A 21,484-nucleotide genomic window follows, 5' to 3' on the forward strand; every position below is an offset into this window, starting at 1 on the left:
TATACCGAATACCCTACTAAAAAGCAGACCTTAACGATGCGACGGTGCAAATTAAAATCGCCGCCAAACGTATTGGTTTCGTAGTATAATATAGAATATTTATTTAAACGATAATAATTATTATTTACATTAAGGTTAACGATTTGGGTGCACATGAATAAGGGTATTGGTTTGGCTCGGTTTTGGCTGGTGCTATGTTCGACTCTAGTATTGCTGCCGCTTTTGGTGGTACTTACTAGCTTTGGTGAGATTGACCAAGAGATTTGGCAGTTTTTGCTTGATTATCAGTTGGGGTTACTACTTAAAAACACCCTGATATTGCTAATCACGACGTCCGTCGGGATTTTGCTACTTGGCGTGACCACCGCATGGCTAACGGCGATGTACCAGTTTCCAGGACGTAAGCTATTTTTTTGGGCGATGATGCTGCCACTTACTGTACCTGCCTACGTATTGGCGTTTGTGCAATTGGGTATGTTTGACTATACAGGTGCGATGAGTACCTATTTGCGAGAGCAGCAGGGGTTTGCACAAGGACTGCCCGATATCCGCAATATTTGGGGATTATCGATTGTGCTGATACTAGCGTTTTATCCCTATGTGTATCTTCTCGCTCGCAACGCCTTTACCAGTATGGGGCAACAGGCGCTGGAGATGGGCGCATCGCTTGGCTTGACGCCACGCGAATCGTTACTCAAAATTGCCCTACCGATGGCGCGTCCATGGCTCATGGGTGGCTTGCTGCTGGCGATGATGGAAGTCCTCGCAGATTTTGGTGCGGTATCTGTCTTTGGGGTAGAAACCTTTACTACTGCTATTTATCAAGCTTGGTTTGGCTTTTTTTCCATTGATACTGCCAAACAACTGGCTTCTTTACTGGTGCTATTTGTATTTGTCATGATTGTGCTGGAGCAGCTGAGTCGCGGCCGCCGTCAATTTGCCACCAAAAAATCCACGGCAATCCAGCCAAAGCCGCTACCTAGGGGTTTGGGTTGGCTGACAACGATGTATTGCGGTGTGATTTTGCTGGTCAGCTTTGTGCTACCTGTCATCCAGTTGATTGTTTGGGTGGTCGCGCATTGGCAGCAGGGCGATGTGAGCGCGTTGCTCCAGCCGATGGGCAATTCATTAGTGATTGGGCTTGTTGGTGCGGTATTGGTCATGGTTGTGGCATTGCTACTTGTGATTGCCAAGCGCAGTGATAAGTCATTGTTTGCCACGATTTTGATGCGTATTACCACGCTCGGCTATGCCATCCCCGGTTCGGTATTGGCGATTGGTATTTTTATCCCAATTGCAGCGATGGACAATCTGTTATTACAATTTTTGCCCGTCAGTGATGGTACGACCGCTGTCATTAAAGGCTCGTTAATTGTGATGCTTTTAGCCTATATTATTCGCTTTTTGGCGCTGGCAGTGTCGAGCATTGAGGCAGGTTTTGAGCGTGTCCGCCCAAGTCTTGTGGAGTCGGCAGTCATCCTCAATGTGCGCGGTGTTGCGTTGATTCGCCGTTTGTATATCCCTTTGGTCAAAAGTTCACTAGGCGTTGCCATACTCATGGTGTTTGTCGATTTGATGAAAGAAATGCCCATCACGCTGATGACCCGACCTAGTGACTGGGACACACTCGCGGTGCGAATTTATGCCTTTACCATGGAAGGGCAGTTTCAGCAAGCCGCATTGCCTGCACTGGTCATTATACTAGCGGGACTGCTGCCCGTGATTTTGTTTTCCAAGGAAAGTAACGTAACATGAACTTCAATGATTTATCGCAGAACGCAGTATCGGATGCGCATTTGACTGTGAATGAGTTATCGCTCAGTTATCACCCGTCTAGCAAAACCGTCCTCGATCAGATTAGTTTTGAGTTGCCGCAAGGGCAAATTGCGTGTTTGGTCGGTCAATCTGGCTGTGGTAAAACCAGCCTGCTACGCTGCATTGCAGGTTTTGAAACCCCGACAGCAGGCTCAATTCAATTTGGCAAGCGGACGCTATTTGATAGCCGCACCCACATCAATATCCCTGCTTATCAGCGCCAGATTGGCATTGTGTTTCAGGATTATGCGCTGTTTCCGCATTTGACGGTGGCAGACAACATTGGTTTTGGGCTTCAACACTTGTCAAAAACTGACAGACAGGGCAACATTGATGCTTTACTTACCTTGATAGGACTGGAACATTTAGCATGTCGCTACCCGCATGAATTATCTGGCGGGCAGCAGCAGCGGGTGGCATTGGCACGGGCGATTGCCCCCAATCCGCAGCTGATTTTGTTTGATGAGCCATTCTCAAGTCTCGATGCCGATATGCGAGAAGCGTTGGCGATGAGCATTCAGCAGCTACTTAAAGCCAAACAAATCAGCGCCATTGTGGTGACCCATGACCAGCAAGAAGCCTTTATGATAGCCGATAAAATCGGTATGTTGGCAGATGGTCGATTGCAGCAATGGGACACGCCAATTCAATTGTATCAAGCCCCCAGCACCGCCACGGTGGCAAAATTTGTCGGCAAAGGCAGCTTTCTACAGGCGCGGCAACATGGCAATGAGTTGCTGACCGCAATCGGTGCGTTGCCAATGAGCAATTATCCTTATTTTGCAGACAGTCACCAAGTGCTGATTCGACCAGAATGGCTATCGGTGGTACCCCAAACAAACAGCGCGGTTAATGGGTTGATTACCGCCAAGCAGTTTAAAGGCAGTCATGTGGTTTATGAAGTGCAGCTTGCTAGTCAAGAGCGTGTGTTGGTCTACTCACCCACAGATGTTGCCATATTGGGCGAAACCGTGGGGCTGCTGATCACTCACCTGCCTACAAGCCGTCAATAAAGGTGAACCGCCCCGGAATTGTCGGAGACCTAAAACCTTGAGACAATACCCTTATGAAAACCAAAAAACACCCAACAGAAGTTAAAAATAGAGCCGCCGAGTTGCTGATCGAATTGCAAAAGATTATCGTTCACTATGGGCAGTCATACAAGCAATTACATTCTACCAATGGATATGTATCGCCTATTATGTATCCATAAAAACATGAATAAATTAAAATCCTCATGAAATCAATAATTTAGGCATTAAGAATGGTGCGCTCGGCGGGACTCGAACCCACGCCACAGGCTTCGGAGACCTGTACTCTATCCAGTTGAGCTACGAACGCTTTGATTGGGATTGAAAAAAAGCAGTGGGCTATTTTAGCAAACTTTTCGTACAATAAGCAAATCATCAAAATTACTGCTAAAAACTGCTCGGCAAAGTTGATAGCACACATCAAATAAGCATAGCTTTTTCAGATAATTTTCCCTTATAATAGTATGGAAAATAAATCTATGTAACATTTATCGCATCAACGGATACAATCGAGCAATCTAATGGCTCATATTGTCCGTTTTAAAAGTATTACGATAATTTAATTCACCTGTTTGAGAGAACGTGACGAATGAAAAAAGTAGTGATGTTATCAGCGGTTACTATGCTAAGTCTTGCGGGTATCGCTGTCAGCCAAGCTGAGGATAAAGCCAGTGCCCCTGCAGCGGCATCAGCTACCGCTAGCGCTTCAAGTACCGCGACAGCCTCAAGTACTGCAACTGCTTCAGCCCCTGCATCCTCTGCCGCTCCCGCAAAAAAGGAAGCAGAAAAAGCACCTGAAGACCCACCTCAAGTTGCAAAATTGGTTGCATTATACCCAAATCTAATCGCACGTATTGCCCCACAAGGTAAAGTTTGTTTTGAAGGTAAAGAGTGTGATATCACTATTGCCGCTGCATTGGGTGCCGCTGATCCAGATAAACCACGTGAAGGCAAAGTAATTTATGAAGGTGTTTGCCATACTTGTCATACTGCAGGTCTGTTAGGTGCACCAAAATTTGGTGATAAAGGCGCTTGGGGTCCCCGTATCGCTAAAGGTACCGCTACCCTTCACCAACACGCGCTACAAGGCTTTAATGCCATGCCAGCTAAAGGCGGTAACGCTGATTTGCTAGATGTGGAAGTGACCAATGCGGTTGATTATATGGTGTCTCAATCCAAATAGTCATTTTTAGTCCAGATGAAGCCTATCAACTGATAGGCTTTTTTAATTGTATCATTGATATAATTTAACTTAACTTAGTGCATTCAAATCTTTAAACTGTCCAACCCATCCCCATTAAGGTCTCACCTTTAACCAGAACCTGCATTGCTATGGCAAATTTTGACACTACCATCCCTGCTCTAAAAATCACCCAGCTCACCAAAACCTATCCAAATGGTTTTGCCGCACTCAAAGGCATTGATTTGACCGTACCCCAAGGTGGATTTTTTGCCCTACTCGGTCCCAATGGTGCGGGTAAATCCACTACCATTGGTATTATCAGCTCGCTATTTAAACCCAGCTCAGGCTCGGTAGAAATTTTTGGGGTAGATTTGCTTAAACAGCCTGCCAAAGCCAAGCAGTTCTTAGGTGTGGTGCCGCAAGAATTTAACTTTATGCAGTTTGAAAAAATCGAAGATATTTTGATTGCCCAAGCGGGCTATTTCGGTATACCTGCCAAGGAATCTCGCCCGCATGCCGAAAAACTCCTTAAAGCGTTGGGGCTTTGGGAAAAACGCGATGACAAAGCGCGCATGCTCTCTGGCGGTATGAAACGCCGTTTGATGATTGCGCGTGCTTTAATGCACCATCCCAAACTGCTGATTTTGGATGAGCCGACTGCAGGGGTCGATATTGAACTGCGCCGCTCGATGTGGGATTTTATGCAGCAAATTAACACGGAAGAAGGTACGACCATTATTTTAACCACCCATTACCTAGAAGAAGCTGAGCAGCTGTGTAAAAACATTGCTATCCTTGACCAGGGTGAAATTCGTATCAATACCGATATGAAAAGTTTGCTTACCAGCCTTGATGTGGAAAGCTTTGTGTTTGATTTGGCGCAACCTTATCTGTCATCAATTGCTTTAACCAATGTGGTAAAAACCAAGCAGCCAGACCCGTTGACCCTTGAAGTCACGCTCAAAAAAGGCGACAGTTTAAATGATGTCTTTGCCCAGTTAACTGCTCAAAATATTCAGGTAGCGAGTATGCGTAACAAAGCCAATCGCCTTGAAGAGCTGTTTTTAGGGATTGTTGAAAATAATTTGACTGAAAAATTGGAGAATTAACATGGATTTTCAGCACCAGTTGGTCGCATTTAACACCTTGTTAGTCAAGGAAATCCGCCGAATTCTTCGCATTTGGCCGCAAACGCTGTTGCCCCCTGCCATCACCATGAGTTTGTATTTTATCATCTTTGGTAAAATGATTGGCGCGCGCGTTGGCGATATGGGCGGTGTCTCCTACATGCAGTTTATCGTGCCTGGCTTGATTATGATGTCGGTGATTACCAATAGCTACTCCAATGTGGTATCGAGTTTTTTTGCCACCAAGTTTCATGGTAATATCGAAGAGATGCTGGTCAGTCCGATTTCTAAACATACCATTTTACTGGGCTTTATCGCGGGCGGTTTGTTTCGGGGGTTGACCATTGGCGCGATTGTGACGGTGCTCGCGTTGTTTTTTACTCAGTTATCACTGGTGCATGCGTTTGTCACGATTTTTACCGTGGTGATGACCTCGGCATTATTTTCACTGGGCGGTATGATTAATGCGGTATTTGCGCGCTCGTTTGATGATATTTCCATCGTACCCAGTTTTGTGTTGACACCCTTGACGTATCTAGGCGGCGTGTTTTATTCACTTAAAGATTTATCAGGATTTTGGCAAAACATATCGCTACTAAACCCCATTGTTTATATGGTCAATGCTTTTCGCTATGGTATTTTGGGTCATTCAGATGTCAATGTATGGTCATCTTTGGTGGCGATTGGGATTTTTACCGCGATATTTTATGGCATTGCCTACTATTTACTCAAAGATGGCTCACGCGTTCGTTTATAACTTAGATAACTTAGTTAAATTAAAAAAATATGAAACCACTTGAAACTCACGGTATTTTGGGTCAATCCACTAGCTACCCAAAAACCTATGCCCCCGATATGCTCTACCCCATTCCGCGCGCATTAGGACGGGCGAAGCTAGCGCTGCCTGCTGACGCCTTAAGCATCGGCATGGACTGGTGGCAGGTTTTTGAAATGTCTTGGCTGAATTCGCACGGTATTTCACAGGTGGCAATGGTGCGCCTTGCCATCCCTGCCACATCAGACTATATTGTCGAATCAAAATCACTCAAACTTTATTTTAATAGCCTAAATTTCACTGAATTTGATAACCAACAAGCTGTTAAAGCAGCGGTGGAAAAAGACTTATCGGCTTGTCTAAAAACCGATGTGACGCTTGAGATTTTTGAGGTAAACATCGCAAATAGCTTACCTATCAGCGCGCCACAGGGTGATTGCATTGATAACGCGTTGGATAGTAGCGATAAAAAAATCGCCATTGTCAGTGACGTTGATCCTTCAAGCTTAACCGTTGCCCATCAAGGCGCCTCTGATAGCCAGTTACAAATTTTGCATTCGCATCTGCTGCGTTCAAACTGCCCTGTCACCAATCAGCCAGATTGGGGAACACTGGAGATTCAGATAGATAGCCAACCGATTGACCAAGCAGGACTGCTTGAGTATATTTTGAGCTTTCGTCAGCATAATGGCTTTCATGAACAATGCGTGGAGCAGATTTTTAGTGATTTAACTCAAGCCTTTGCGCCAAAAACGCTCATGGTACGCGCATGGTACACACGCCGCGGCGGGATTGATATCAATCCTTGTCGGGTGAGTGATATCAGTTTGTTGCCGCCACCGTCACGGCTTAACCGTCAGTAATATTCACTAATAATAATCGCCCGTCAGCTATTCGCATTTTTATCAAAAAAAGCGTATGCTATGTTTTTTCAAAATTTTTCTGCCGCCAACTATATCTAACCGTTGACGGCAAGCAATACCCAGAAGGATTACCGCATGCAAGCAGTCGGTCAACTCATGCTCGATATTGAAGGCACAGCGCTTAGCCTAGCAGATGAAGCACTGCTACGCCAACCGGAAGTTGGCGGCGTGATTTTGTTTGGGCGCAATGTAGAAAGCCCTGAGCAAGTGCGCGAACTGACCGATAGTATGCGTGCCATCAAGCCCAATATTTTAATTGCGGTTGACCAAGAAGGTGGACGTGTCGCACGCTTACGCGCCGGTTTTTCGCCGCTACCTGCGATGGGTAAACTCGGTGAAAGGTTTGAGCATGACCCTATCACTGCGCTTGATCTCGCTTATTGCGCAGGCTATTTGATGGCAAGCGAAGTCTTAGCGGTTGGGATTGATTTTAGTTTTGCGCCTGTACTTGATATCAATGGGGTGAGCCGCGTCATTGGTGATCGCGCGTTTCACGCCCATCCGATTGCAATCACTGCCTTATCTGCTGAATTCATGCGCGGCATGAAGCTTGCAGGAATGGCAACCACGGGCAAGCATTTTCCTGGTCACGGCTCAGTTGCCCCGGATTCTCATGTGGATGATGCCACCGATGAGCGCAATTATGATGAGATTCGCCAATACGATATGCAGCCATTTATTCGCAACAAGCCGCTACTGGATGCACTCATGCCCGCTCATGTGGTATTTAGCACAGTTGATAACAAACCTGCAGGGTTTTCATCGATTTGGCTGCAGCAAATTATTCGTGGCAAATTAGGGTTTAATGGGGTATTGTTCTCCGATGACCTGTCGATGAAAGCGGCACATGTTGCAGGTGATGCAGGTGACCGTATTGCCGCTGCTTTAACGGCAGGTTGCGATATGGGACTATTGTGTAATGACCGCCCTGCTGCCTTGGTCGCGCTTGAGCGTTTGCAAAAACAGCCGACACTGCTCAATACCACCAGCCAACATCGGTTATCTACCATGAAAGGCAATATCAAAGGCTGGCGGGGCTCACTGGCGGACTCTGCCAAAGACTGGTCACACTGGCAAAGCAGTCAGCGTAAGGTGCTAGAAAATTTCTTTGCATGACTTTGCTTAAAACAAGGAAATTTGAAACAAGCCACTTTAAAAAAATCAAATTCAAAAAAACAAATTCGAAAAAAAGCAATTTTCAAAAAAAGCAACGCGGCAACGTTGCTTTTTTTATCGCTATTTTTTTATAGGGCAGATTTATCAATTGACATAGCGTAATTGACCAATCATTTTTTGCAGATGCTCACTACTTAACTGACTCCAGATGTTATAAAAATATCGCTGTACTTCGTATCATATTCATACGCTCACACCATTTTATGTTAGGTTTGTTATCAGCTAAAGTTACGCTATTGCCAATTTACCTTTACCAGCTTATCTTCTAGTACACTATATGACCCTAGTATATAAAATAGATAATTGTTCATCATAAAAAGGTGTAGCAAAACCGTTGTTTTTTTATAATAAATTTGCAAACGCGATAAATAGATAAGGCATAAAAAAAGCCCTTAGCTCAATGAGTTAAGGGCTTTTTTAGAATATGGGGCGAATGATGGGACTCGAACCCACGACAACCGAGATCACAACCCGGGGCTCTACCAACTGAGCTACATCCGCCATAAGGTAGGTTTTACAGACTAGCAAAATGCGCGCCTGACAGGATTCGAACCTGTGACCACCCACTTAGAAGGCGGGTGCTCTATCCAACTGAGCTACAGGCGCATAAAAAAAGCCTGCTCGGCTCTTGATTCATCTTTTCAACTTGGGTAAGTTTAAAGAATGAATGGTCGGAGTGAAAGGATTCGAACCTTCGACCCCCTGGTCCCAAACCAGGTGCACTACCAAGCTGTGCTACACTCCGATTGCCTAACTAGGCTTTAATTGTTACTTCAACACCTTAGCAACGGTAATCTTAAAGGCTATCATCGCTAAGTGGTGCGTATATTAAAGCAAGTTAGTTAGGCTGTCAACGACTTTTTTCAATATTTTAAAAACAGGTTGTGGTTGTTAACGCCTATCTTTTGAGCGTGGCGCCAAACGCGAGCATTCGATCTAGGGGTTTTTTAGCTTGTTCGATTAGCTGCGCATCCACAAAAATCTCGTGTGGTACGGCATCAGGTGTGCCTACTTTCTCCAGTGCATGGATGATTTGGTCTAAATCATTCATCGCCATCCACGGGCAGTGTGCACATGAACGACAGGTTGCACCTTCGCCACGCGTCGGCGCTTCGATAAACACCTTATCTGGTGCGGCTTGCTGCATTTTATAAAAAATACCGCGATCGGTCGCGACGATGAACATCTTGTGCGGTAGGGTTTGCGCCGCTTTAATCAGCTGACTGGTGCTACCCACGGCATCTGCCATTTGGGTCATCTCAATCGGTGATTCAGGGTGCACTAGCACCGCCGCATCGGGGTACATCTCTTTCATAGTTTTTAGGCTACGGCTACGGAACTCTTCATGCACGATACAAGCGCCATCCCACAGCAGCATATCTGCGCCCACTTTTTGCTGGATATAACGCCCCAAATGCTGGTCAGGTGCCCAAATGATTTTTTCACCTTGGCTGTCTAGATGGTCAATGAGCTCAACCGCGATACTCGATGTCACCACCCAATCTGCCCGCGCTTTAACAGCCGCTGAGGTGTTGGCATACACCACCACAGTACGGTCAGGATGCTGGTCACAAAACGCGCTAAAGTCTTCAATCGGACAACCCAAATCTAGTGAGCAAGTGGCTTCTAGCGTTGGCATTAATACCGTTTTTGCAGGACTTAGGATTTTAGCGGTCTCACCCATGAATTTGACACCTGCAACGATCAGCACATCGGCATCACTATCACGCCCAAACCGCGCCATCTCTAGACTATCCGACACGATACCGCCTGTGGCTTCGGCAATTGCTTGGATTTTTGGGTCGGTATAATAGTGAGCAATCAACGTGGCATTATGCTGTTTTAACAAATCGGCAATGCGCTGTTTTTTTTCTGCAAATTCGGCATCGTCAATCTGAATATCTTGGGGTATACCGAGTTTATCGAGATGTTGTTTGACAATGTCTTTGGCAGACACTGCTACTAGTTGCTCATTATTCGCTAATAGAGGATTGGCTAGCTGGGTAGTTGCTTGTGGCATACTTGATTGTTGCATGAAAAACTCCTTCTCATGAGATGACTTACCCCTGTCTATCACAGGTAAGTAGCAATTCATTGATTCTCCTGCTGTTACTATAGCAAACTTTTTTGCGCAAGGTGAATCAATTGCGACTAGTAATTAATATAAGGATAATTTGGCTAAATTAAATACTTATACCCATTAAAATCTTATTAAGGTTCATTCATGACGCTTTTGCTTTTACCAAACGTTTTAACAGCGCGCGCTCGCTATAGCCGATTAAGCCAATATAGACCAGTAATAAGGTATTGGATAACCAAAAATTCATTTGAAAAGCACTGACGATTATCACGCTAAACAGCATCAGCGTGCCCAAAAAGAAAACGATTTTTTTGGTTTGGTAAGGTATCGGATAAAAATGCTGTCCAAGCGCGTACGATACTATCATCATGAGGAAGTAAACAAAAAGCGTCACCCACGCCGACACCATAAAGCCGTATTGTTTTAAAAACAGCATATGGAGCAAAATAGTCAGTCCCGCCCCAAGCCACGAGATGGCTGAGCCAATCCCAGTACGGTCAGTTACCTTATACCAAGTTGATAGGTTGTAATAAATCCCAAAACATAGATTCGCAATGACGATAATCGGTACGATATTAATCGCTGTCCAATAACTGGGATCGGTGATAAATAACCGTTTGAGCCATGAAATATTGGCAATAATACCAAGCGCCACTACTGATGCAAATAAAGCAAAGTACTCTGTCATCATGGCATAAGTATGTTTGGCATTGGCATGGTGCATTTGTTTAAATAAAAACGGCTCAATCCCCATCCGATACGCGGTCACAAACAAAGTCATTAACACCGCCAATTTGTAGCAGCCACCGTATGCCCCCGCATCGCCTTTATCAATCATATAATATTGAATGATTTTATCGAAGTTTTCATTCACCATAAACGCCAACCCTGCCAGCATGACCGGATAAGAATAACGAATCATACGTTTGAACAAGGCTTTATCAAAATGTAAACGTACTTTTTTGATAATCGGAAACAGCATCATAAAAGTGGCGAGACTGGCAACTAAATTGGCAAAAAACGGATACGCCACTTGCTCGGTCAAACCGAAACTTTTGGCAGCCTCAATGGGCACAAAGCGAAATAGCGCAATAACCACCACAGTCTGTATCAAAATCGACACTACCCGCACCACTGAATACTTCACAGGCTGGTTGTGATAACGTAGCCAAGCAAACGGAATGGTACAAATCGCATCAAAAAACGCAATCCAAGCAAACCAACGCAAAAATTCAGGATGACTGCCATAATCCATCAGCATTGATAATGGATTGCTAAACAGCAACACCATGACCAAAAAACCGCCTGCCAACATGGCAATAAACCAAAACGCCGTGCTAAACACATTTTTTTCGGCGGCGCCTGTTTTATCTTCTCCTGAAAAGCGAAAATAAGATGTTTCAAAACCAAAAGTGAGCACAATATTGATAAAAGCAATCCAGGCATATAGGCTGGTAAAAATAGCAAAGGCTTCTTTATCGATGTAATTGATATACAACGGATTGAGTAAAAAGGTAATGACACGGGGTAAAATCGCACCGATACCATAGATAATGGTTTCACCTAACAGTCGTTTGATATTCACAGGCTATCCAAAGTTAATGTCGCTTGATGGGTTTTAAGGTTGGCTAATAATAGGCTTTTGGCGTTGTAGCGCTAACAAAGCGTGTTGCACTTCTTGCACTTTTTTCTCGGTCAATAAATTGCTGATATTAATCCAAATCCAGTGAAAGCCATACCCGCCGTCCTGCATTTCTATTTTGGCATGCTCAATCGTCCAGTTTTGTACCAAAATGCGATACATAGCAACGGTAATACCCGTGCGATCTGAGCCATGATAACAATGCACGAGCACCTTGTCGCCACGCGCTTGGTGCCACAAAATATCATACAAAATTTCAGCAAGTTGCTGCGGCTTAATCGCCCAAGTCATCAATGGGTGATTGATAAAGGTCAGCGGTAAGTTGGCTAAATTTTCTTCGTTATCATCGCGATCAAAAAATCGTAAATTGATAAGGGTATTGATGCCGTACTGCTGGATAATACCGATATCATCGGGCGTCAGCTGCTCACTACGAAACAGCTGCTCATCGATTTGATAAAGATTGGCATGTTGACACCGTAATTTTGCCCAAGTAGCGGGACGAAAATGCTGCGCAAATGGCATGTCATTGACCTAGTAGTATGATGAATTTATGCGACATAATAGCCCAAAGTGAACAAAAACGCACCGAAATTTACCTGTAAAAAAACCCAATCAATATTGGGTTTTTTTGGCGTAATTAACAGCAATCCTTAGCTAAAAAAGGTTTGCGCTTAAACATCCAGGTAATCTAGGATACCTTTAGCAGCCTCACGACCTTCCCAAATCGCGGTTACCACCAAGTCTGAACCCCGAACCATATCGCCACCTGCGAAGATTTTTGGATTCTTAGTTTGGTACTTATAGGTTTGTAATTCAGGCGCAATCACCCGTCCACTATTATCCATTTCGATGCCTTGGGTGGTAAACCACTCAGCCGGGCTAGTACGGAAACCAAATGCCATAATCACCGCATCGGCTGGCAAGATTTCTTCTGAATTGGGAATAGGCTCTGGGCTGCGGCGACCACGGTTGTCAGGTTCGCCAAGTTTAGTGGTCACTACTTTAACACCGGTTACTTTACCGTTTAAACCGATAATTTCAATCGGCTGACGGTTAAATAAAAACTGCACGCCTTCTTCACGCGCGTTACGCACTTCACGGCGTGAGCCTGGCATATTCTCTTCATCACGGCGGTAGGCACAAGTCACAGAAGTTGCACCTTGGCGGATACTGGTACGGTTACAGTCCATCGCGGTATCACCACCGCCAAGGACGACCACTTTTTTACCTTGTAAGTCGATGTACTCTTGTGGGTTCGTTTCCCAACCTTGGCAGCGGTTGACGTTTGCGATTAAAAAATCTAACGCATCATACACGCCAGATAACTCTTCACCGGCATAACCGCCACGCATATAGGTATAGGTACCCATGCCCATAAACACCGCGTCATACTCAGAGAGTAATTCATCAATGGTGACATCTTTACCGATCTCGGTATTTAAACGAAATTCAATGCCCATGCTTTCGAAGACTTCGCGGCGGCGACGCATGACATTTTTTTCCATTTTAAATTCTGGAATACCAAAGGTCAGTAGTCCGCCAATTTCAGGGCGTTTGTCAAATACCACAGGTTTGACGCCATTACGTACTAATATGTCAGCACAGCCAAGACCCGCAGGACCTGCGCCAATCACCGCAACTTTTTTATCCGTCCAAGTCACACCGCTCATATCTGGACGCCAGCCTAGCGCAAACGCAGTATCGGTGATGTATTTTTCCACGTTCCCAATGGTGACCGCCCCAAAGCCGTCATTGAGGGTACAAGCCCCTTCACACAGACGGTCTTGAGGACATACTCGCCCACAGACTTCTGGCAACGTGTTGGTTTGGTGGCATAAATCTGCCGCTTGGAAAATATGACCTTCGGTAGCCAGTTTTAACCAGTTTGGAATGTAGTTGTGAACGGGACATTTCCATTCACAATAAGGGTTACCACATTCAAGACAGCGGTGCGCTTGGTCAGTCACCTGGTCTTGCTCGAATGGATAGTAAATCTCAACAAACTCATGAGTACGGGTATTAATATCTTTTTTTGAAGGGTCGACACGTGCGACGTCTAAAAACTGAAAATCGTTGTGTAATCGTTTTGCCATGCCCCAATGCTCCTAAAGCAATGCTCCTAAGTGAGTGGTATCCAGCGATTTACTGTATACCGACCTGCTTGACAGCGAACTTTTAAAATTTAAGTTAAAGGTAGAGCGCTGGTCACGCGCTACCTTTAGCAATCCAATATCATCAAATTATGCTACACAATCGCTTATTGTGGGTCTGCCATGGTCGTTTTTAGTAGCGAAGTAATGTTCGCGGCTTTTGGTTTGACCAAATAGAACTTACGAACATAATGCTCAAAGTCATCAAGGATGGTTTGACCCCATTGGCTACCTGTTTTTGCCACGTGAGTTTTGATAATCGACATCAAGTTGATACGGTGATTTTCTGTTTGCTCACTTGAGATACGATGCATATCGATAAGCTCATGGTTACAACGGTCAAAGAAATCGCCATCTAAATCAAGCACGTAAGCAAAACCGCCTGTCATACCAGCACCGAAGTTTAGCCCTGTTTTACCCAACACCGTCACCACACCGCCGGTCATGTATTCACAGCAGTGGTCACCGGTACCTTCAACCACTGCAAAACAACCTGAATTACGAACTGCAAAACGTTCACCGGCAGTACCTGCTGCATATAGATGACCGCTTGTGGCACCATACAAACAAGTGTTACCGATGATAGCGGTTTGCTGGCTAGCAAACGTCGAGCCTTTTGGTGGGTAAATCACGATTTCACCCCCTGCCATGCCTTTACCGACGTAGTCGTTGGCATCCCCCTCAAGCTTAATGTTCAAGCCGCCTGCATTCCACACACCTAAACTTTGACCCGCAGTGCCGGTTAAGTGTAAGTTGATTGGCGCGCTTGCCATACCATTGTTGCCATGCAGCGCAGCAATCTCCCCTGAGATACGCGCACCGATAGAACGGTCACAGTTGCCAATACGATAGCTAAAGTCACCGCCTTTGGCTGATTTGATGGTATCCATCATATCAATAACCATTTGTTCAGCGAGCAAGCCTTTGTCAAATGGCTCATTGCGCTCAACTTGGCAGGTTTGTGGTTTGCCATCGCCTTTGCTATGGGTAAATAATAGCGGCGCTAGGTTCAAGTGTTGTTGCTTGTTGGTAGTGCCTGACATGACTGATAGTAAGTCGGTGCGACCCACAAGCTCTTCCATTGAACGCACGCCCAATGCGGCCAACCATTCACGGGTTTCTTGTGCCACAAATCTAAAGAAATTAATCAGCATTTCGGCTTCACCGATGAAATGCTCATCGCGCAGTTCTGATTTTTGCGTTGCCACGCCCGTTGGGCAGTTGTTTAGGTGACAGATACGCAGGTATTTACAGCCCACGGCAATCATTGGCGTGGTACCAAAACCAAAACTTTCTGCTCCCAGTATTGCTGCTTTGACTACGTCTAAACCCGTTTTTAGACCACCATCTGTTTGCACGCGTACTTTATGACGTAACCCGTTGACACGAAGCGATTGATGCGCTTCAGATAAACCTAGCTCCCAAGGCGAGCCTGCATAGTGAATTGACGACAAAGGAGATGCTGCGGTACCACCATCATACCCTGAAATGGTAATCAAATCGGCATACGCTTTTGCCACACCCGTTGCAATGGTACCTACACCTGGGCGTGATACCAATTTGACTGACACAAGCGCGTTTGGATTGACTTGCTTTAAGTCAAAAATTAGCTGCGCCAAGTCTTCAATCGAATAAATATCATGATGCGGTGGCGGTGAAATCAAGGTCACACCTGGCACTGAGTAACGCAAACGCGCAATTAAGCTATTTACTTTACCACCGGGTAACTGACCGCCTTCACCGGGTTTTGCCCCCTGCGCGATTTTAATCTGCATGACTTCTGCAGAACGCAAGTAAGCCGGTGTGACCCCAAAACGACCTGAGGCGACTTGTTTGATTTTTGAGTTACGAATCGTGCCATAACGCGTAGGATCTTCACCGCCCTCACCCGAGTTTGAACGTCCGCCAATCGTGTTCATCGCGGTTGCAATCGCCTCGTGTGCCTCTGGCGACAAGGCGCCTAATGACATACCTGCTGAGTCAAAGCGTTTTAGGATTTGTTCAATAGGCTCAACGTCATCAACACTGATGGATTTACTGGTATCTAACTGCAGCAAATCACGTAACGTCGCGACAGGGCGGCTGTTGACAATAGACGCATATTCTTTGTAGTTGTTGTAGTCGCCTGTGCGTACCGCTTTATGTAGTGCTTGAATCACATCTGGGTTGAAGGCGTGGTATTCTTTGTTAAAGACGAATTTTAACAAGCCGCCTTGGTCAAGCGGTACACGTTTGGTAAAGGCATTTTTTGCCAAGATTTGTTGGTCAATCGCCAAATCGTCAAACGTGGCACCTGAGATACGGCTTTCAACCCCAGTAAAACAAAGCTCAACCACTTCTTCTGATAAACCCACCGCTTCGAACAATTGCGCACCGCGGTAAGAAGAGACGGTCGAAATACCCATTTTTGATAGGATTTTTAACAAGCCTTTATCCAAGCTTTTGCGGAAGTTGTTTTTGGCGTACAACGGGTCACCAAGCAAGTCGCCTTTATCGACCAAGTCTGCAATCACATTGTAAGCCAAGTATGGATAAACCGCGGTAGCACCAAACCCTAACAAGACCGCTAATTGGTGCGAATCACGTACCAAACCTGTTTCGATGATTAAGTTGGCATCTGCGCGTAAACCCACATTAATCAAGTGATGATGCACCGCACCTGTCACCATAATGGCATTGGCAGGTACTTTACCTTTCTCGATATTGCGGTCAGATAATACAATCAATACTTTACCTGCACGTACCGCTTGTGCAGCTTGCTCACAGATGTGTTTGATGGCATCGTCTAATGGCATTGATTCATCATAATTTAAATCAATGGTTTCAATTTCAAAACCTGGTTTTGTGACGCTGCGCAGTTGCATCATTTTGCTCGATGACAACACAGGCGATGACAACACGATACGGTTGGCATGGTCTGGCGTGGGTTCAAAAATATTCTTTTCGCTACCCAAACAAGTTTCCAATGACATGACAATCGCTTCGCGCAGAGGATCGATTGGTGGGTTGGTAACCTGAGCAAATTGTTGACGGAAGAAATCAGCCACGTGACGAACTTGTTTTGACAGTACCGCCATCGGGGTATCATCCCCCATTGAACCAACGGCTTCTTGACCGTTTTCGGCTGAAGGACGGATGATTTCTGTGCGTTCTTCATTGGTGATATGAAACATTTTTTGCAGTGCTAACAGGTTCTCGCCTGTTTCACGTTGCTCGTAAGCTTTTTCTTCTAGCTGTTCATCATCCCGTAGACGTACCGCATTTTCCCGTAACCATAGGCGATATGGGTGGGCTTTTTTCAGCTGACGACCCACTGCTTTGGTGTCCATGATGTTACCAGTTTCGGTGTCAATCACTAGCATTTGCCCCGGTCCGACGCGACCTTTAGCAATCACGTCTTCAGGTTGATAATCCCAAGTGCCGATTTCTGAAGCCACGGTGATATAGCCATTTTTGGTAGTCACCCAACGTGATGGACGCAAACCATTGCGGTCAAGCATACAAACCGCATAGCGACCATCTTGGATGACTAGACCGGCTGGACCATCCCACGCTTCCATATGCTGTGAGTAAAACTCATAAAACGCGCGTAAATCCATGTCCATCGTGTCAACATTTTGCCATGCTGGCGGCACAAGGATAGAAAGCGCACGGAATAAATCCATGCCCCCTGACACCAGTACTTCAAGCATATTGTCTAAGCTTGATGAGTCAGAGCCCACACGGTTGACTAGTGGCTGTAATTCTTGCAGCTCTGGAATCAAATCGGTGACAAATTTTGGCGTACGAGCGACCGCCCAGTCACGGTTACCATCAATCGTGTTTAATTCACCATTGTGGGCAAGATAGCGAAAAGGCTGTGCTAATGGCCATCTTGGCAGGGTATTGGTTGAGAAACGTTGGTGGAATACCACAATGTGTGACGCCAAACGTTCGTCTTGCAAATCCAAGAAGAACGCGGGCAAATCAGCAGGCATCACCAAGCCTTTATAGATAACCACTTGTGAGGTCAATGACGTCACATAAAATAATGGGTCATCTTTCAGTTCGATTTCTGCTTTGCGGCGCGCAACGAATAATTTACGGTTGAACGTTGCCTCGTCCATATTGATGGGGCAATTGACTAAAATTTGTTTAAAGCCTGGGAGTGATTCACGGGCAATGTCACCGACGATACTTAAATCAACCGGCACATCACGCCAGCCAGCGACTAGCAAACCTTGTGCTTCAATCGCTTCGCTTAGGGTATCTTGGCTATGCTGTGCTAATGCTTTATCAAGGTTAACAAATACCGTGCCGACAGCAAAAATTTCGTTTAGAGTAAAGCCATTGTCTGAAGCGATTTTTTTAAAAAATACTTTGGGCGTCGCAATCAATAAACCACAACCATCGCCTGTCTTACCATCGGCTGCCACGCCACCGCGGTGGGTCATACAACTTAAACTATGAATCGCTGTTTGCACTAAGTCATGACTAGCTTCACCATGGGTATGCGCAATCAAACCAAACCCACAGTTGTCTTTGAACACATCGGGTTGGTAAAGATTATGCTGATCTGAATACTGATTTGAAGACATAAGCGTGTTCCCTTAACAAGCTGGTAGCAAAGAAATGGGCATACTATAAATATGTGCAATGTTTGCTATTGAATCATAAAAGATTGGAATAGATAACCGTCATGTTTGTTATCTATATACACCATAAGAAATAAAAATGGCACCCTTCGTTATATTAACGAAAAAGGGTAAAAAAATCCACTGTTATTTGAACCCCAAAACCAACCAACCCGTCTAACCTCACTAGTTAGCTTGGGACTTCTGCTTGATTAACTCGCCCATGCTATCTTTTGAGGCTTCTTTGGATTTTGGCTTTTCTTCAGCCGGCTTGCTAGGGGTTTGTTTGGGTTTAACGTCAGCATTATCATTCTTGCTATTGATAACTTTTGGTTCTGAACGGGTGGTATTTGAGTCGTTACTGTTGCTTTCAGCAATCACTTTACCTTCTTGAATAGAAAGGGTCTCTTGCGGATTGACTGACTTTTCAATGCTGGTTTTTGGTGCTACGCGTTTGGGTTCTGCTGCTGTGGGGGTCGCAGCTTGTGGTTGCCGTTCAACTTTAGCTTTTGGTGCGGGCAATAATTTTGGTGTGGCGTTTAGCTTGACTTCCCGCGCGGCTGTCTTACCGACATCACGAAGGGGCGGCGCGACTTCATACTCATCCATTTGTGGGGCATACATTTTAAATTCTTCAGGAAATGCCTTAACTTCTTTTGGTAAATTAAAATTCACTACTTTAGCTGCGCCAACCGCTTCTTGTACTGAGCCAAATACGCCATAAGTGACCACAAAGCGTTTTTGGTTATGGGCATCGACGATACGAAAATAATTAAATTTATCACGATCGTCACGGCTATTTAGGTAATCGGTGACCACTTCGTGCTCCACCACGTTCATGACTTGAACTGTCCATTTCCCGTTATTGGCCTTGATAAAGCGACTGTCCTTAAATTCTTTGGGATAGTTGCGCATATCACGAATCACCGCATCAAATTTGATGGGTCTAACTTCAGTATTAAGCTCTTCAGGTGTTTTTGCCAATAGTAGCGCGGTGGGATCTTGATTTTGATTGGCATTACTTGCTACTTTCACCGCACTTTTGGCAGGCTTTACTGCAGAGGCAATCCACACCATGACCGTCAAGCCGCCTGCAATCGCCGCTAAAATCAGCCAAGTGGTCACTTTAAATGCCCATGAACGATACAGCGTAGATAAAGAATGCACCATAAAACAACCTTCTGTCCGAGGTAAGGTTAACGCCCGCTATGACGCTTTAACCCATCTATAAAATTTATATCAATTAGGTTTGTCAGTCAAAGCCAGTACATCTGTCAGTAACGCTGGATCATACGCTGACGTCAATACCGCTTGTCCCAATTTTTCTAGTAATACTAGACGAATTTTGCCGGATTTGACTTTTTTATCATGACCCATCAAATCCAGCGCCGTATTGACCTCAATGGCTGGCGGATGGGTGGGTAAATCAGCACGGGCGATTAAAGAGCTGGCTCTGTCAACATCATCCGCGCTAAGCCACCCTTGTTTTTGTGACAACTGCATCGCTTGAATCATGCCTACCGCGACTGCTTCACCGTGCAGCCAATTGCCATAACCTTCATGCGTTTCAATCACATGACCAAAGGTATGACCAAAATTAAGCAGCGCACGCTTATTGGCTTCAAACTCATCTTGCGCCACAATATCTGCTTTATGCTGGCAAGAAATCAGTACCGCTTGGGCTAACAAATTCAAATCGAGCGCGCGTAACGATGTCATATGGGTTTCAAGCCAAGCCAAAAACCCCACATCGCCGATTAACGCGTATTTAATGACTTCTGCTAACCCTGCTGATAGTTCACGCGGTGGCAAGGTTTTTAAGGTGGTCATATCTGCCAAAACAAGACGCGGCTGCCAAAACGCGCCAATCATATTTTTTCCCAAGCGATGATTGATGCCTGTCTTGCCGCCGACGCTAGAATCCACTTGCGATAACAACGTTGTGGGAATTTGGATAAAATTCACACCGCGCATAAAACTTGCTGCTGCAAAACCCACCATATCACCAATGACGCCACCACCAAGCGCTATCAGCGTACAGTCACGGTTAAAGTGATTTTCCATCAACTGATCATAAATACTATCAATGCTTTGCTGGGTTTTATATTGCTCACCATCAGGTAAAATACAAGTTTTAACGAGTTTATCGGCAGGCAGACGTGCAACGAGTTTATCAAGATATAAGGGTGCAACTGTCTCATTGGTGACAACCAATACTTGTTTGCCGCCAATATAGTCAGCAAAATCAAAGGTTTCGATGAGGTTTTCCCCAATAAAAATGGGATAGTCGTGTGAACGTGTATGGACAATTAACTCACGGCGCATGGCAGTACTCATATCAATATTATCTTTTTGTCATCTAGCAGGTTGTCATCAATTAGCTTGTCATATCTACAGTGCTACATTTAGACAGTTATATTGGCGTCTTGCAATTGCAGCAAAATATCATGCACCATTTTTTTTGGGGAACTGTGACCCGTAACAACGGTGATGTCAGCAAGCTGCTGATAAATTGGGTCACGTTTACAAAACAGTTCGGTTAACTTTTGCTTAGGATTGTCTATTTGTAATAACGGACGGTTGCGGTCACGACAAGTGCGTTCATACTGAATGTCAACTTCTGCGCGCAAATAGATGATAATCCCACGTTTTAAAAAATGGTGATTTTCAGCGATCGTTACTGCCCCACCGCCTGTGGCTAGTACGACATGATCGAGATGGGTTAGTTTATCAAGTACACGTGTTTCGCGTTGACGAAATCCTACTTCACCCTCTTTTTCAAAAATCCAGCTAATACTCGCGCCCGAGACGCGTTCTATTTCCTGATCACTGTCATAAAACGTAAATCCAAGTTGCTGCGCCAACAGTTTACCAATTGTGGTCTTACCCGCACCCATCGGACCAATCAAAATAATTAACGGCTTAGGTTGATTACACTCCATAAAAAAACCACAAATCACTCTATA

Annotated in this window: 15 protein-coding genes and 4 tRNA genes; 7 read left to right on the forward strand and 12 right to left on the reverse strand. The window is 45.1% G+C overall.

Going from position 1 to position 21,484, the window contains the following annotated elements; genetic code table 11:
- Positions 1-153: 153 nt before the first annotated feature.
- Both ACAM37_RS07375 and ACAM37_RS07380 read left to right on the forward strand, forming a co-directional pair.
- The gene (locus ACAM37_RS07375; RefSeq protein WP_369625886.1) at positions 154-1,755 is read left to right on the forward strand and encodes an ABC transporter permease; all 1,602 of its coding nucleotides are present in this window, start codon (positions 154-156) and stop codon (positions 1,753-1,755) included.
- Complete coding sequence (locus ACAM37_RS07380; RefSeq protein ID WP_219298939.1) at positions 1,752-2,828, forward strand: ABC transporter ATP-binding protein; 1,077 nt, start codon at positions 1,752-1,754, stop codon at positions 2,826-2,828. Before ACAM37_RS07375 ends, ACAM37_RS07380 begins: the two co-directional genes overlap by 4 nt.
- Before the next feature lie 252 nt (positions 2,829-3,080).
- Here the strand turns inward: ACAM37_RS07380 and ACAM37_RS07385 are convergent.
- Positions 3,081-3,156, reverse strand: a tRNA-Arg gene (locus tag ACAM37_RS07385).
- 279 nt (positions 3,157-3,435) lie between these two features.
- Here ACAM37_RS07385 and ACAM37_RS07390 point away from each other — a divergent pair.
- From ACAM37_RS07390 to nagZ, 5 genes are all read left to right on the forward strand, one after another.
- Entirely contained in the window at positions 3,436-4,029 is a 594-nt protein-coding gene (locus ACAM37_RS07390; protein ID WP_007116371.1) for a c-type cytochrome, read from the forward strand.
- 149 nt (positions 4,030-4,178) lie between these two features.
- Positions 4,179-5,138 (forward strand): ABC transporter ATP-binding protein, encoded by a 960-nt coding sequence (locus ACAM37_RS07395; protein ID WP_369625887.1) that lies wholly within the window; start codon positions 4,179-4,181, stop codon positions 5,136-5,138.
- Position 5,139: 1 nt separating this feature from the next.
- Positions 5,140-5,913, forward strand: a complete 774-nt coding sequence (locus ACAM37_RS07400; protein WP_159675987.1) for an ABC transporter permease — start codon at positions 5,140-5,142, stop codon at positions 5,911-5,913.
- Between the two features lie 29 nt (positions 5,914-5,942).
- On the forward strand, positions 5,943-6,794 hold the full coding sequence (gene queF, locus ACAM37_RS07405; protein WP_369625888.1) for an NADPH-dependent 7-cyano-7-deazaguanine reductase QueF: 852 nt from the start codon (positions 5,943-5,945) through the stop codon (positions 6,792-6,794).
- A 135-nt stretch (positions 6,795-6,929) separates the two neighbouring features.
- Positions 6,930-7,970 carry a beta-N-acetylhexosaminidase gene (gene nagZ / locus ACAM37_RS07410; RefSeq protein ID WP_369625889.1) on the forward strand — a complete coding sequence of 347 codons (1,041 nt, stop codon included), beginning with the start codon at positions 6,930-6,932 and terminating at the stop codon, positions 7,968-7,970.
- A 485-nt stretch (positions 7,971-8,455) separates the two neighbouring features.
- On the opposite strand, the gene ACAM37_RS07415 is transcribed toward nagZ, so the two are convergent.
- The 11 genes from ACAM37_RS07415 to ACAM37_RS07465 form a co-directional block, all read right to left on the reverse strand.
- Positions 8,456-8,531, reverse strand: a tRNA-His gene (locus tag ACAM37_RS07415).
- Between the two features lie 31 nt (positions 8,532-8,562).
- Positions 8,563-8,636 (reverse strand) — tRNA-Arg (locus tag ACAM37_RS07420).
- A 62-nt stretch (positions 8,637-8,698) separates the two neighbouring features.
- Positions 8,699-8,775, reverse strand: a tRNA-Pro gene (locus ACAM37_RS07425).
- 153 nt (positions 8,776-8,928) lie between these two features.
- On the reverse strand, positions 8,929-10,050 hold the full coding sequence (gene nadA, locus ACAM37_RS07430) for a quinolinate synthase NadA (RefSeq protein ID WP_050772873.1): 1,122 nt from the start codon (positions 10,048-10,050) through the stop codon (positions 8,929-8,931).
- 202 nt (positions 10,051-10,252) lie between these two features.
- Positions 10,253-11,695: a lipopolysaccharide biosynthesis protein gene (locus ACAM37_RS07435; protein ID WP_369625890.1), complete on the reverse strand. Its 1,443-nt coding sequence runs from the start codon at positions 11,693-11,695 to the stop codon at positions 10,253-10,255.
- Positions 11,696-11,728: 33 nt separating this feature from the next.
- Positions 11,729-12,277, reverse strand: coding sequence for a tyrosine-protein phosphatase (locus ACAM37_RS07440; RefSeq protein WP_128680624.1), 549 nt, complete (start codon positions 12,275-12,277; stop codon positions 11,729-11,731).
- A 149-nt stretch (positions 12,278-12,426) separates the two neighbouring features.
- Positions 12,427-13,848 (reverse strand): FAD-dependent oxidoreductase, encoded by a 1,422-nt coding sequence (locus ACAM37_RS07445; protein ID WP_138018888.1) that lies wholly within the window; start codon positions 13,846-13,848, stop codon positions 12,427-12,429.
- Between the two features lie 164 nt (positions 13,849-14,012).
- The gene (gene gltB, locus ACAM37_RS07450; protein ID WP_369625891.1) at positions 14,013-18,482 is read right to left on the reverse strand and encodes a glutamate synthase large subunit; all 4,470 of its coding nucleotides are present in this window, start codon (positions 18,480-18,482) and stop codon (positions 14,013-14,015) included.
- A 222-nt stretch (positions 18,483-18,704) separates the two neighbouring features.
- Positions 18,705-19,688 (reverse strand): hypothetical protein, encoded by a 984-nt coding sequence (locus ACAM37_RS07455; protein ID WP_369625892.1) that lies wholly within the window; start codon positions 19,686-19,688, stop codon positions 18,705-18,707.
- 69 nt (positions 19,689-19,757) lie between these two features.
- Positions 19,758-20,855 carry a 3-dehydroquinate synthase gene (gene aroB, locus ACAM37_RS07460; protein ID WP_369625893.1) on the reverse strand — a complete coding sequence of 366 codons (1,098 nt, stop codon included), beginning with the start codon at positions 20,853-20,855 and terminating at the stop codon, positions 19,758-19,760.
- 68 nt (positions 20,856-20,923) lie between these two features.
- Complete coding sequence (locus tag ACAM37_RS07465) at positions 20,924-21,460, reverse strand: shikimate kinase (RefSeq protein ID WP_076774545.1); 537 nt, start codon at positions 21,458-21,460, stop codon at positions 20,924-20,926.
- Positions 21,461-21,484: the final 24 nt, after the last annotated feature.

This window comes from Moraxella sp. K23, assembly GCF_041154765.1.
Taxonomy (GTDB): Bacteria; Pseudomonadota; Gammaproteobacteria; order Pseudomonadales; family Moraxellaceae; genus Faucicola; species Faucicola tetraodonis.

Coding starts and splice junctions, on each gene's coding strand:
- ACAM37_RS07375 (WP_369625886.1), top strand. CDS start 154: ATGAATAAGGGTATTGGTTTGGCTCGGTTTTGGCTGGTGCTATGTTCG.
- ACAM37_RS07380 (WP_219298939.1), top strand. CDS start 1,752: ATGAACTTCAATGATTTATCGCAGAACGCAGTATCGGATGCGCATTTG.
- ACAM37_RS07390 (WP_007116371.1), top strand. CDS start 3,436: ATGAAAAAAGTAGTGATGTTATCAGCGGTTACTATGCTAAGTCTTGCG.
- ACAM37_RS07395 (WP_369625887.1), top strand. CDS start 4,179: ATGGCAAATTTTGACACTACCATCCCTGCTCTAAAAATCACCCAGCTC.
- ACAM37_RS07400 (WP_159675987.1), top strand. CDS start 5,140: ATGGATTTTCAGCACCAGTTGGTCGCATTTAACACCTTGTTAGTCAAG.
- queF (WP_369625888.1), top strand. CDS start 5,943: ATGAAACCACTTGAAACTCACGGTATTTTGGGTCAATCCACTAGCTAC.
- nagZ (WP_369625889.1), top strand. CDS start 6,930: ATGCAAGCAGTCGGTCAACTCATGCTCGATATTGAAGGCACAGCGCTT.
- nadA (WP_050772873.1), bottom strand. CDS start 10,050: ATGCCACAAGCAACTACCCAGCTAGCCAATCCTCTATTAGCGAATAAT.
- ACAM37_RS07440 (WP_128680624.1), bottom strand. CDS start 12,277: ATGCCATTTGCGCAGCATTTTCGTCCCGCTACTTGGGCAAAATTACGG.
- ACAM37_RS07445 (WP_138018888.1), bottom strand. CDS start 13,848: ATGGCAAAACGATTACACAACGATTTTCAGTTTTTAGACGTCGCACGT.
- gltB (WP_369625891.1), bottom strand. CDS start 18,482: ATGTCTTCAAATCAGTATTCAGATCAGCATAATCTTTACCAACCCGAT.
- ACAM37_RS07455 (WP_369625892.1), bottom strand. CDS start 19,688: ATGGTGCATTCTTTATCTACGCTGTATCGTTCATGGGCATTTAAAGTG.
- aroB (WP_369625893.1), bottom strand. CDS start 20,855: ATGAGTACTGCCATGCGCCGTGAGTTAATTGTCCATACACGTTCACAC.
- ACAM37_RS07465 (WP_076774545.1), bottom strand. CDS start 21,460: ATGGAGTGTAATCAACCTAAGCCGTTAATTATTTTGATTGGTCCGATG.